This is a genomic window from Staphylococcus schleiferi (genome assembly GCF_025558325.1).
Taxonomy (GTDB): Bacteria; Bacillota; Bacilli; order Staphylococcales; family Staphylococcaceae; genus Staphylococcus; species Staphylococcus schleiferi.
The window spans coordinates 1,713,572-1,726,344 of the sequence record NZ_CP094712.1; the positions used below are offsets into that span (position 1 = coordinate 1,713,572).

At 35.1% G+C, this 12,773-nt stretch carries 11 protein-coding genes and 1 pseudogene; 1 reads left to right on the plus strand and 11 read right to left on the minus strand.

The window, feature by feature from the left end; translation table 11 throughout:
• Positions 1-46: 46 nt before the first annotated feature.
• The 5 genes and pseudogenes from MUA40_RS08005 to MUA40_RS08030 form a co-directional block, all read right to left on the minus strand.
• Positions 47-442: a type II toxin-antitoxin system HicB family antitoxin gene (locus MUA40_RS08005; RefSeq protein WP_016424815.1), complete on the minus strand. Its 396-nt coding sequence runs from the start codon at positions 440-442 to the stop codon at positions 47-49.
• Positions 443-475: 33 nt separating this feature from the next.
• Positions 476-661, minus strand: a complete 186-nt coding sequence (locus MUA40_RS08010; protein WP_016424814.1) for a type II toxin-antitoxin system HicA family toxin — start codon at positions 659-661, stop codon at positions 476-478.
• 424 nt (positions 662-1,085) lie between these two features.
• On the minus strand, positions 1,086-1,583 hold the full coding sequence (locus tag MUA40_RS08015) for a fibrinogen-binding protein (RefSeq protein WP_016424813.1): 498 nt from the start codon (positions 1,581-1,583) through the stop codon (positions 1,086-1,088).
• Positions 1,584-1,896: 313 nt separating this feature from the next.
• Positions 1,897-3,216, minus strand: a pseudogene (locus MUA40_RS12130) (ISL3 family transposase).
• A gap of 263 nt (positions 3,217-3,479) precedes the next feature.
• A complete protein-coding gene (locus tag MUA40_RS08030) occupies positions 3,480-6,611 on the minus strand; it encodes a fibrinogen-binding adhesin SdrG C-terminal domain-containing protein (protein ID WP_262569368.1) in 3,132 nt (1,043 codons plus the stop codon).
• Between the two features lie 468 nt (positions 6,612-7,079).
• On the opposite strand from MUA40_RS08030, the gene MUA40_RS12135 reads away from it, so the two are divergent.
• The gene (locus MUA40_RS12135; protein WP_095658923.1) at positions 7,080-7,151 is read left to right on the plus strand and encodes an epsilon family phenol-soluble modulin; all 72 of its coding nucleotides are present in this window, start codon (positions 7,080-7,082) and stop codon (positions 7,149-7,151) included.
• 223 nt (positions 7,152-7,374) lie between these two features.
• On the opposite strand, the gene MUA40_RS08035 is transcribed toward MUA40_RS12135, so the two are convergent.
• From MUA40_RS08035 to MUA40_RS08060, 6 genes are all read right to left on the minus strand, one after another.
• Positions 7,375-7,878 carry a YfcE family phosphodiesterase gene (locus tag MUA40_RS08035; protein WP_016424810.1) on the minus strand — a complete coding sequence of 168 codons (504 nt, stop codon included), beginning with the start codon at positions 7,876-7,878 and terminating at the stop codon, positions 7,375-7,377.
• Positions 7,875-8,459 (minus strand): XTP/dITP diphosphatase, encoded by a 585-nt coding sequence (locus MUA40_RS08040; protein ID WP_016424809.1) that lies wholly within the window; start codon positions 8,457-8,459, stop codon positions 7,875-7,877. Before MUA40_RS08040 ends, MUA40_RS08035 begins: the two co-directional genes overlap by 4 nt.
• 2 nt (positions 8,460-8,461) lie before the next feature.
• The gene (gene racE, locus MUA40_RS08045) at positions 8,462-9,268 is read right to left on the minus strand and encodes a glutamate racemase (protein WP_016424808.1); all 807 of its coding nucleotides are present in this window, start codon (positions 9,266-9,268) and stop codon (positions 8,462-8,464) included.
• 174 nt (positions 9,269-9,442) lie between these two features.
• Positions 9,443-10,246 carry a succinate dehydrogenase iron-sulfur subunit gene (sdhB, locus tag MUA40_RS08050; protein ID WP_016424807.1) on the minus strand — a complete coding sequence of 268 codons (804 nt, stop codon included), beginning with the start codon at positions 10,244-10,246 and terminating at the stop codon, positions 9,443-9,445.
• Positions 10,246-12,012: a succinate dehydrogenase flavoprotein subunit gene (sdhA, locus tag MUA40_RS08055; RefSeq protein WP_016424806.1), complete on the minus strand. Its 1,767-nt coding sequence runs from the start codon at positions 12,010-12,012 to the stop codon at positions 10,246-10,248. The genes sdhB and sdhA overlap by 1 nt, the downstream gene beginning before the upstream one ends.
• Positions 12,013-12,043: 31 nt before the next feature.
• Positions 12,044-12,655, minus strand: a complete 612-nt coding sequence (locus MUA40_RS08060; protein WP_016424805.1) for a succinate dehydrogenase cytochrome b558 subunit — start codon at positions 12,653-12,655, stop codon at positions 12,044-12,046.
• Between the last annotated feature and the right edge of the window lie 118 nt (positions 12,656-12,773).

Below are 12,773 nucleotides of genomic sequence, written 5' to 3' on the forward strand. Positions count from 1 at the left end.
ATTTTAGTCATCATAAAAAGACACCACGCAATGTGATGTCTCAATCTTATATATTTAATTCTTCTTTCAATGCTCTCTGTAATGTCTGACTAAAGTTAACACCTTTCTCTTTACCTAACACAACCAGATACTGTGGCAATGTAACCATCTTATTCACTGTCTTATTCTCTTCTTTAATCCTAACAAGTTTAGTATCGACAGTCACTAATTGTAATTGCTCATTATCCTCTAGATTATTGACAAGCTCCTTAAACTCAGATGGTTTAGGTATCTCGTCACCATCATCTTCCTTCACCAGTAAATGCCCCTCTAATGCATCCTGTGCCATAAATACAGCATCTTCAATGTCATTACCAAACGTTATCGCACCTGGTAAATCCGGAAAGTATACGTTATAGTCGTTATTTTCTTGTTGTAATACTGCATAGAAATGATACTTCATATTCATCCCTCCTATAAAAGAAGATATAAGAGGCTATAAAAGTCCTCCTTGCTTTAACATTGAGCGTTCTGTTCCACGTGGTAAATCTTTCTTCGGATGTGGAACAGTGACTTTACCTTTACGCGTTGGATGTTTAAAGTGATGGTGACTACCAACCACTCTTACAAGATACCACTCACCTTGCTCAATCTTCTCAATAACTTCTCTTGATGAGCTCATCAATTTTCAACTAATACATATATTATAACATATGTTAAGAGACTAATAATTAAAAAGACAGACCAATTAAGACGTCCTAATTTGATAAGGTAATAAAGTTACTTTTTATATTTGACTATCATTTTACTCTTATATTCAGTAGAAAAAAGTATAAAATGATAACCGCTTGCATTACTTCATTTTTATGTATTTTTTATAATAAAAAGCGTCATGTTTTCTAACAATTATTAGAAATCATGGCGCTTTTTATTGGATTAAATTAACTTTTAAACTTCCCTATCGCATAGACATATCAGTTATTGGTTGGTATAGGTTTATTGAATTCATTCTGACAAACTCCCAATATGTCAGATTAACCAATACGTTAGCTTTAAAGAGTGTAATGTCATGAATTAAAATCTAAAACCAGTATTTAAATACTTGATTATTTTACATATCCTTGTTTTAAAACATTTTCGATTCTTTGTTGTAGTGCATCCTTTTGAGCTTTATATTCAAAAGAAACAATGTTTACGGCTCTTTGTGCTTTTCTATGCGCTTGAACTGTATGTGTTTTTTCAAATTCTGTTACTAATTGTTTAGCATTCGCAAGTTGTTGCTCTCTTTTTATCGTTAAGTCACTTTTCTTTTCAGCTTTGTTGATTTGTGGACGGGCACCATAGCTAAATGTACCATCATTATATTCAACAATATTGTTTGCGTGGATAAATTTAATGTATTTTGGTGTTTTATTGAAATGTGGTCTTGATTGATATTTGTATGTTCCATCACTATATGTCACGATGTTATTTTTAATACTTACTGGTGTTTTTTCTCTTGGACCATATCCTTGACTTGCATCAGCAGTTCCAATAAATGTTGTTGCTGTAATTCCAATTGTAGCAATAGCTAATAATGATTTTGTTATCAATTTATTTTTCATAATTTTTTCCTCCAATTTTTATAACTAACAGATATATACAATACATGATTTTCTACCATTTAGTAATTAACTATTAATTAACTATTCATAACTATTTATCATCATTATTAAATGAATTTAATGATTTTGAGATGTATTCAGCATTTCTCTTAGCTTATGAATTCGCTTTAGCAGTAGGCAACAATAAAATAATAATGAACTCTCTTTACTTCCTATACATTAATTTCGAATTAAGAATTCAATATTTATATCACTTTCCATAATTAAACAATAAAGGTTCTTTGTCAACGTCGGTTGGCGAGACGATAACGCATTAAGCAACGTTATTTTGTTGTTTAATGCGTTTTTTATATTCACTTACAAATACCTTGGAAATGATTAAGATTCGATTCCTAAAATTCCAGAAATTTCTATAACCATAAGAAACCCGTTTAATCAGTTTTATTTTATTATTAATGCCCTCAATTGGCCCATTCGTTAAATGTGGATAACGCATCGTATTTGAGATATAGGGCAAATATTTGATGAATGTTTGAATGACGCGCTTGAGTCCTTGTGAAATATCTTTTGTTTTTGAATCCTGTAAGATGAAGCGTAATTGCTGGATATCGTTTACTTTCAGAGCACTTAAAAGACGATGCCCCGTTTCATATGTCTCTTTGAGCCTCTCATCAAGCTCCAATAAATACTGAACTAAACTGTATTGACTCTGCCAAGACTTAAAAAGTCCGTATGACTGATATATCATTCGATCTAAATCTAAGGGCGCTTTTAATAGTAACTTCCAATAACGCTTTAATTTATTATATTGAGGTCTATCTTTTGTCCTAAAACCATTCATAACTTGAACTCGGCATCGATTGATTTCACGATTGATAGCCTGCACGATATGAAAGCGATCCATAATTATCTCCGCATGAGGAAATAAGTCTTGAATGAGTGCGATATAAGGTGGAAACATATCTATAGAGATGGTTTTCACTCTTTCACGTTGCTTTCTAGAGAACTTTAAAAAATAGGCTTCTCATTTATGTTTGCGACGATCAGGTAAAATATCGATGATATCATGGGTTACACTATCACAGTAAATAAAGCTCATCGCACCTTCGACATCTTTCGTTGATTTGAATTCGTCAAAAGCTAAGTGCTCCGGTAAAACATGATGTGCCTGCGTCTTCACCGAATCACTTACCTCTTTTAAATGGCGATGGACAGTTGAAGGTGATACACATAGACTTTCAGCGACATCCTTTTCAGAGATGACTTTAGATAGTTTCCGGGTCATCATGCGTTTGACCTCATTTGAGATGGTACATCGGGGTTGAATATAGGGTGTTTGAGCTGTAAAGGTTTGTTGACAAGCTTTACAGTAAAAGCGCTGTTTCTTCAATTTTAAATAGGCAGGTCTTTCAAAAATTAATCCCATATAAACTTTCGTTTTACGAAAGCCATGTTTAATAATTAAATGGGCATCATTTTTAATTCCACAACACGCACAAGCACTGGGATGATATGTCAATTGGCCTTCGTATAATAATGCCTTTACGTTTTTATGTACATCTAATCCTAGATTTTGAGTGATTTTTAAATTTTTGACTTTAATTCCAAGCATTTCTGATATATCATTACACATAGGCACAATATCTCCTTAATCGTTGGTTTGGTCACTTACAATTATAGAGATATTTGTGCTTTTTTAATATCAAAAATTAAAATAACGGTCAGTGAATATTTCACCAACCGTTAAAAATATACAACCACAATAAAAAAGAGCCCGTTTAAATGGAGTGACCTCCAAATGTTAGATTTTAGGTCTAACTTTTGGGGTGCACATCAAAAACGAGCTCTTCTTGCTTAAAACCTTATTCAAAAGATTTATTTCATAGGAATACAATACTATTTTGTATGTTGATTATTTTTTCTGCGACGTAGAAGTAACAGACCAAATACGCCAAATATAGTACCTAAAACAGCAGGAGTTTGATTTGCTTTTCCTTGACCAGTATTCGGTAAGGCTTTTTCATCAGCATTACTATGTTGATCTTCTTTTGCATCTTCTGCTTGATTCATCTGTAATTTTTGATTTTCTGTTTGGACCATAGCTTCAGCCTGATTAGTTTTCTTCACTTGGCCACTAGTCATTGTAGTCTGTTTTGAAACAGCTGGCATTGTCTCTGAATCTTTAGGAGCCATTGGTGTTTTTGAATCATTAGAAGTAGTATTTTCCATTGGTGGTGAAGAAGGTTGCGGTTGATTTGGATTCATTTCTTTATCCTCTTGTGGTGTCGGTGATTCTGGTTGATTTGGTTGATTTGGCTGAGTTTCTTCATTCACTGGTGGTTTTGGCATTTCTTGATCTTTCGGTGCTGTTTCCTTATCTGTAGGTGGTACAGGCGGTACATTTTCTTGAGGTGTGAACTCATGATCAACAGGTGGCTGCGGTTGATCTGGTTTTACAGTATCCTCTTCAAGCGTTTGTTCACCTTGATGCTGACCACCGATTTGTGGTTGGGTGTCTTCAGTAATATCTACCGGACTGTGACCACCTTGTTGAATAACATCTTTATCTTCTTCTGTGTCTTCTTCAAACGTTTGGTTTCCTGAATTCATTCCACTTTCATTTGGTAACGTTGAATCTTCGACTATTTCTTGACTTGAGCCGATTTCGTATACAGGTTTGTCCTCATCTGTATCTTCTTCAAACGTTTGATTACCTGAATTCATTCCACTTTCATTTGGTAACGTTGAATCTTCGACTATTTCTTGACTTGAGCCGATTTCGTATACAGGTTTGTCCTCATCTGTATCTTCTTCAAACGTTTGATTACCTGAGTTCATTCCACTTTCACTTGGTAATGTTGTATCTTCGACTATTTCTTGACTTGAGCCGATTTCGTATACAGGCTTATCTTCTTCTGTATCCTCTTCAAATGTTTGATCATCTGAATTTGTTCCATTTTCAGTTCCTAATTGACTATTTGTATCAATAAAATGATTTTCGTCAATTTCTTCAGTTTCTGTGTAACCATTATCTCCACTTTCTAAGCCCAAACCACTCATTTCATTGTAGTTGTCATTTTCAGTAATTTCTTCAATAGGCCCTTCAGCTTGACCACTCACATTAGGATTTAACGTATCTTCTAATTCAACTAAATTGTTTTCAGTTGTATATTCTTTTGTATCTTCAACTGTAGTATGGTCAGTCACAGCTCCTGTCACAATACCTTTAGCCGTATCTTCATCATATTCAACAACATTTGACTCATGTTGACTTTCACTACCACCCGGATTTGTTTCTTCTTCAAATTCTACAACATCTGAATGATGCTCTGAGTTCTCATGTGTTGATTCTGAAATCTCTATTGGATTAGAGTCTTCTACAGTTTCGGTATAGTCATAACCACCATCTCCGAAATCTTGACCAGATTGACTTTCAAAAACAATTGGTTTACTGTCTTCACTTTCTTCTAAAACACCCGTTGCTTCATATCTTTCAGGTTCAGGTGCTGTGTTCATATCAAGATCTATTGGTGTACTTGATTGAATAATTGGTTCTAATGGTCGGTTTTTTCCTGCGCCATTTGCTTTATTAGAATAAAAAGCCACACCGTTATCCCATGTTAATCTAGTATGCGGGTAATAGTAATAACGTGTATTTCCGTTATATCCATCCAATACAGTTCTTAAATTTAAGTCACTATTTGAAACTTCAAATTTTGATTCGTAATCAACTAAATAAGCACCATTTGTTAAATCTGGAAATTCAAGCGTATATGATCCTCCACCGCTTGTTTTTAAATTGACGTTAGACGTAACATCTTCAAATTTAGTCACATCTTTTAAGTCTGCATAAACACTTTCAGCGAGCTTCCCTTGCCCTTTAAATTTATATACTTTCACATTAGGTGTATATTGATTCGATGGTTTTCCTTGAGTTAGATTACCATAAATTGTCACTGATTTAACCGACGCTTTATCTGGATTTATATAAGCAAGATGTTTAAAAGTTTTATTTTCTTTATCGAGCTCATAAATTCTTCCATTTACATTTACCCCATAATAATCAGTGACACCTGGTAGATAAACTACATTAAATGATTGACTTGTTTCTTTATCACCTAATTTAGAAATAATCGTTTGACTACCCGCATTTGTCACTTTATCAGGTCTAATAAATAAGTTAAGTGACAATTGCGCATTTAATTCTTGCTTATTTTCAACATAATTAGAAAACGTATATCTAATTGTAGTTTCATTTAAAATTTGTCCAGTCGCAATAATTGCTTCACTATCTTTTATCATTGGAACTTTACCAATTTTTGAAACGCCTTTAGTGTCTACATTGTCACTAATAGTAAAGTCAAAATAGTCATTTGGTTTTATACCATTTTTAAATTTCCATTCATAGTTTAATGTTACACGCTCAGCATTATGTGGATTTACAGTTTTATTTTGATCTTTCCCTGTAATAGAACTGTTTACTACTTCTACTTTATTCGTAACGTCTTGACCTTGTTGGGGGTTGTTATAAGTTGTAGCCCTTACATGTGGTGTGGATGTTTGTGTTTCTGCGCTCTTTGGTGTAGTAGGTGCTGTTAATGATTGAGGTGCAGTTTGATTCTGAGTTGCAGGTTTCCCATCACCTGTTTCTTCAGATTTTGGTTCAGATGCTTCAACTGTTGTATTCGAAGGCACTTGCTCTTGTGCTTCTGCTTTAACAGGTTGTGCTGAAACAGCATTCGCTTCTGTTTGATTTTCACTTTGGCTTTGTTGATTTTCTGCCTGTAGTTTTAAATCTTGATTTTGTTCTTGGCTTGGTTCTTGCTCTACATTTATTTGTTCTGTAGTATTTTCATCTATTTCACTGTTATCTTCATTTCTATTCCCTACTGTACTTTGCTTTTTAACATCTTCTGCGGCTTCAGCTTCATGATGCTGACCGATTCCTATAAATACCATAATCCCTAATAAAACTGAGGCAGCACCAAATTTATGCTTTCTAATACTAAATTTTTGAGTTTTTTTCACTAATTATTTTCTCCCTTTTCATTAAATATATATCTGGCTTCAAGTACATTAAGCCGTATTATATAGAGATTAATTCAATCAAGCAACCCTTTTGCTTGATAAAGTAAAAAATTAAAAGATGAATAAATAAATAGTTTCACACTATAAAAGTAATATGAATTTAACTCTGCCCCTCAGTCTTAGTGACAATAGTAGTGTGAAATAATAAAAATTGAGAAAAACATTTTTTAATGCCTCATGAGTTATTAGAGAAAATCGTTTGATTTTTATTGTTATAAAACATTATTATAATACTATCTATTTTGAGTTTATTATTTAATAAAATAAGACACTTACGCAATCGTGACTGTCTGTGATTAATTTATTAACTACATTTAAGAAACTAAAGTAACCAAGTACGTAAAAATACGCTAAACAAGGAGATTAGCCGTTATACTACAGTTAAGAAATACAAAGGAGGTGAAGACAATGTTTATCATCAACTTAATCAAAAAAGCCATCGAATTCATCAAAGGTTTATTTGGTGGCGACAACAAATAATCTTGCTTTTAACACGAACCGCTCGTATGTATGATGTATGTACCTAAAAAGCCGCTCATCCATAAAATATTATGGAAAAGCGGCTTTTTTATATGATAATTCACTTTGATTCAGTCAAAACATGATTTTCTTTAAATAAATAATAATACAGATGACACTGAAATTAATACTATCCTTTCGATACATCCTTGCTTTTTGTCATAAGTGATTTAAAAATACTTCTTTATAGTTCGAAAGGGATCGTATCGATTATCTTGTGATTACGATTTCTAAATCGAACTTCACTGTCTTTTCCATCGATTATCACTTCTGCATATGTTTCTTCAATGTCACTTCTAGATTGTGATATGCTTCCTGGGTTAATCACGTGTACATCATTGATTTTTTCGTAACGTGCGACATGGGTATGTCCGTATAATGCAATCGCTGCTTGATGTTGTGCTGCAACATGTGCCAATTCGACACGTGAACGATTGACCCCAAATAAATGGCCATGTGTGTAAAAAACATTTGCTTCTTCAAAATTGTCTACTTGTGATTCTGGAAATTCTGGATAAAAGTCCATGTTGCCTTTTACGCGATGATATAAACTTAACTCTGTATCTTGATAGGCAAATTCGGAATCGCCCAAATGATAAAATGCGTCTGCATCTTGATGTTCTTCATAAATTTGATACAAGATCCCTGATTCTGAGTGATTATCGCTAGCGACGATCAGTTTTTTCATTTTGCCTCACCTTCAATATAGGCTTGTAGTTGATCTATTGCTTTTCGTCGATGACTAATATCTGATTTCTCTTCAGCTGTTAATTGCGCCATAGTTTTTTGTTGATCGGGTACTAAGAAAATAGGATCATAGCCAAATCCATTTTCACCAATTTTGTTCAAGGTAATTTCCCCTTCAACCGTACCTCTAAATGTTTTCGTCACGCCTTCTGCAGTGGTCATACTGATGACACAAACAAAACGAGCTGTGCGATCGTTTTTATCTTCTAAACCTTCAAGTACTTTTTGAATGTTAGCTTCATCATTTTTCTCTGGTCCTGCATATCGTGCTGAATAAACGCCAGGTTCGCCATTTAAAGCGGTTACTTCTAAACCACTATCATCAGCAATCACAGTCTTATTTAAAGCTTTAGCTGCCGCTTCAGATTTCAAACGTGCATTTTCTTCAAATGTAGTGCCTGTTTCTTCTACATCAAAGTCTTCAATGATTTCATTGATTCCAATCACATTATAATCTGAAAAAATAACTTTAAAATCGTTTATTTTACCTTTATTTGACGATGCAATAACAATATCCGTCATTTTTATTCCTCCTCACCTAAATGTATTCGTTCTACTTGTGTGTCTATATTGAGCCATTCTTTAATAATATAAGTCATGTATCTCACTTCCCCATTTGCGAAAAAACGATGTTTCGGATGTGGATCATAGTTGGCATGTTCTTGACTAAATGTTAAAAGTGCACTCACTTCTCTCGCTGTTTCTAAACCAGATGAAATGACTGTTTTCGTTTTACCAAAGTAGTCAAATATCGGTTGATAAAGCAGTGGATAATGGGTACAACCTAAAATCACTGTATCCGCATCCGTTTGTCTCCAACTCTTAAGCGTCTGGTGAATAATAATATTCGTAATCGTTGGATCTTTATACTTCATTTCTTCTACCAATGGGACAAAGCCTGGACATGCCACACCGTACACGTCTACCTTAGGATTAATACGCTTAATATGCTCTCTGTAAGCTTCAGATTTAATTGTTCCTTCTGTCCCTAAGACAAGTACGTTTTGATTTTTAGTTGTCATAATCGCTGTACGTGCCCCAGGTTCAATCACTCCGATAACCGGAATTCTTAATTGCTTTTGTAAAGGTTCTAAAGCAACGGCTGTCGCCGTATTACAAGCAATTACAAGCATTTTTATATCAAACTGTGTTAAATACATCGCCATTTCAATCGTAAACTGTTTAACTTCTTCTTGGTTTCTCGGACCATATGGACAACGTCCAACATCCCCTAAGTAATAAATTGTTTCATTAGGAAGCTGTCTCATAATCTCTTTCGCAACAGTTAAGCCACCAACGCCCGAATCCATAACACCAATCGGTTTATCCATCACATTCATCCTGTTCATTTTCATTATGTATTTTATTTTATCATATCTGTTATATTATTGGACACTGAAAGCGTACCTGTCATCTAATCATCAATACGCGTTTTTCTTTTATATGGAAATAGAAAAAGCGGTGAATAGACTCACATTTAAGTCCATTCACCGCTTATATTTCAATTATTCAATTTCATGGTCTGAACCAAAGAACGATTTGAACATGTGGAATGATGTTTCACGATTAAGTGCAGCAATTGATGTTGTTAATGGAATACCTTTAGGACAAGCTTGCACACAGTTTTGTGAGTTACCACATGCTTGTAAGCCACCTTGATCCATGAGCGCATTTAAACGTTCATCTTTAGTCATAGCGCCTGTTGGATGCAAGTTGAATAAACGTACTTGGGAAATAGCTTGTGCGCCTACAAAATTGTTTGTACTTGTCACGTTTGGACATACTTCTAAGCATACCCCACAAGTCATACATTTTGATAATTCATATGCTGTTTGACGTTTTTTCTCTGGCATACGAGGTCCTGGGCCTAAGTCATATGTTCCATCAATAGGTACCCATGCTTTCATACGTTTAAGATTATCAAACATCCGTGTACGGTCTACTTGTAAATCACGGATAACAGGGAAAGTATTCATAGGCTCAAGTCGAATCGGTTGTTCTAGTTGATCAACAATAGCAGAACATGATTGACGTGCACGCCCGTTAATCACCATTGAACACGCACCACAAACCTCTTCTAAACAACTCATATCCCATGTGACAGGTGTTGTTTTTTCCCCTTTGTCATTAATCGGATTACGACGAATTTCCATTAACGCAGCAATCACATTCATGTTATCTCGATAAGGAATAACAAATGTTTCTTCATAAGGTTTTGAGTTTTGATCTTTTTGACGTTTAATAATTAACGTAACTGTTTTCTTAGAAGTTTTTGTTTCAGTTGGTTGTTTTTCTACCGTTTCTGCCATTATTTTTTACCCCCTTTTGACTTACTTGTGTAGTCACGTTTACGAGGTGGAATTAAGCTCACATCAACTGGTTTATATGTGAATGCTGGTTTTTCTTCTGGTCCTTTATACTCAGCTAATGTATGTTTCAACCACTCATCGTCATTTCTGTTCGGGAATTCAGGTTTATAATGTGCACCACGTGATTCATTACGATTGTAAGCACCAATTGTAATCACACGTGCGAGTACAAGCATATTCCACAATTGACGTGTAAAGAAGACCGCTTGGTTACTCCATTGTGATGTATCTTCCATGTCAATATCGTGATAACGTTTCATTAATTCAACAATCTTTTTATCCGTCTCTAAAAGATTATCGTTATGACGTACTACCGTAACATTCGCTGTCATAATTTCACCAAGTTCACGGTGCAATTTATATGCGTTTTCTGTTCCTTTCATATTCAACAACTTATCAAAACGTGCTTGCTCTTCTTCTACACGACGTTGATACATACTTTCATCCATGTCGACATATGATTTTTCAACATTTTCAACATATTTAACTGCGTTCGGTCCAGCTACTGTTCCGCCATATATTGCGGATAAGAGTGAGTTAGCACCTAGGCGGTTACCCCCATGTTGTGAAAAGTCACACTCTCCTGCTGCAAATAACCCATCTATATTTGTCATTTGATCATAATCTACATAAAGGCCACCCATCGAATAGTGAACCGCTGGGAAAATTTTCATTGGTACTTTACGTGGATCATCACCAGTAAATTTTTCATAAATTTCAATGATACCACCGAGCTTAACATCTAATTCGTGTGGATCTTTATGCGATAAATCGAGGTATACCATGTTTTCACCATTGATACCGAGCTTTTGGTTGACACAGACATCAAAAATTTCACGTGTCGCAATATCACGCGGTACGAGGTTACCATAGTCAGGATATTTTTCTTCCAAGAAATACCACGGCTTACCATCTTTGTATGTCCAAATACGTCCACCTTCACCACGAGCGGATTCACTCATAAGACGAAGTTTATCATCGCCTGGAATTGCAGTTGGATGGATTTGGATAAACTCACCATTAGCATATTTAACCCCTTGTTGATAAACAATCGAAGCTGCAGAACCTGTATTGATCATAGAGTTCGTTGTTTTACCGAAGATAATACCCGGGCCACCTGTTGCCATAATTACAGCATCTGAACCGAAAGATTGGATTTCTGAAGTTGTGATATTTTGAGCAACAATACCACGTGCAGCATTGTCCTCATCTTTAACAATACCTAAAAATTCCCAACCTTCATATTTAGTCACATAGCCATCAACTTCGAAGCTACGCACTTGTTCATCTAATGCATATAGCAACTGTTGACCTGTTGTTGCTCCCGCGAAAGCAGTTCTGTGATGTAATGTTCCACCAAAACGTCGGAAGTCTAATAAACCTTCATTTGTTCTGTTAAACATGACACCCATACGGTCTAATAAGTGGATTATCTTCGGCGCTGCTTCAGTCATGGCTTTAACTGGAGGCTGATCCGCTAAAAAGTCGCCCCCATAAACTGTATCGTCGAAGTGTATCCATGGAGAATCACCTTCACCTTTAGTGTTGACTGCTCCATTAATACCACCCTGCGCACAAACAGAGTGAGAGCGTTTTACTGGAACAATTGAGAATAAATCTACATGCGCTCCCTGTTCCGCTGCTTTAATTGTTGACATGAGACCGGCTAGTCCGCCTCCGACAACAATAATTTTCTTCTCTGCCATAGAATTGTCACTCCCCTGAAATGATTAAACGTTATACGAAAGCTAAAATTGCGCTAACACCGATATAAGAAACAATCACGAACACGATCAGTGAAATCCAAGTAAATACGCGTTGTGATTTTGGTGATTGTAAGAAACCCCATGTTACTAAGAATGACCAAAGACCATTCGAAAAATGGAATACTACCGCAATAATACATACGATATAGAAAATGAGCCAAGCTGGATTAGAAACAATTTGATGAACCATATCAAAATTGACTTCTTGCCCGAAGAATTTTTGAATACGTGTTTGCCATAAGTGAATCATAATAAACACAAATGTTAATAATCCAGATGCACGTTGAAGTAAGAATAACCAGTTTCGCATATACGAGTAATGCCCGATATTTTGACTCGCTGTAAACGCTATATGTACCCCATAGACCGCATGATATAAAATTGGAATATAAATCATGATAATCTCTAAGGCATATAGAAATGGTAACGACTCCATAAAATGTGCCGCTTTGTTAAATGCTTCTACCCCTTGTGTTGCTTGATGGTTTACCATTAAATGAACAAGTAAAAACGCCCCTAATGGAATCACACCAAGTAAAGAATGTAAACGTCGAAGGTAGAATTGATTCTTCGATTGTGCCAAAGGAAGTCCCCCCTGCAATACTTTTTAATTTTTGATTTCTTTTTAAGTGTCGGATTATAGAAAACGTTTGCATATGAATGTAAAAAAAGAAATCAACTCTCTTTTATTGTAACACTAA

Bases quoted from the DNA above. Each gene is read 5' to 3' on its own strand.
- MUA40_RS08035 (WP_016424810.1), bottom strand. From the start codon at position 7,878: ATGAAAAAACTGATCGTCGCTAGCGATAATCACTCAGAATCAGGGATC.
- sdhA (WP_016424806.1), bottom strand. From the start codon at position 12,012: ATGGCAGAGAAGAAAATTATTGTTGTCGGAGGCGGACTAGCCGGTCTC.
- racE (WP_016424808.1), bottom strand. From the start codon at position 9,268: ATGGATAAACCGATTGGTGTTATGGATTCGGGCGTTGGTGGCTTAACT.
- sdhB (WP_016424807.1), bottom strand. From the start codon at position 10,246: ATGGCAGAAACGGTAGAAAAACAACCAACTGAAACAAAAACTTCTAAG.
- MUA40_RS08040 (WP_016424809.1), bottom strand. From the start codon at position 8,459: ATGACGGATATTGTTATTGCATCGTCAAATAAAGGTAAAATAAACGAT.
- MUA40_RS08015 (WP_016424813.1), bottom strand. From the start codon at position 1,583: ATGAAAAATAAATTGATAACAAAATCATTATTAGCTATTGCTACAATT.
- MUA40_RS08010 (WP_016424814.1), bottom strand. From the start codon at position 661: ATGAGCTCATCAAGAGAAGTTATTGAGAAGATTGAGCAAGGTGAGTGG.
- MUA40_RS08005 (WP_016424815.1), bottom strand. From the start codon at position 442: ATGAAGTATCATTTCTATGCAGTATTACAACAAGAAAATAACGACTAT.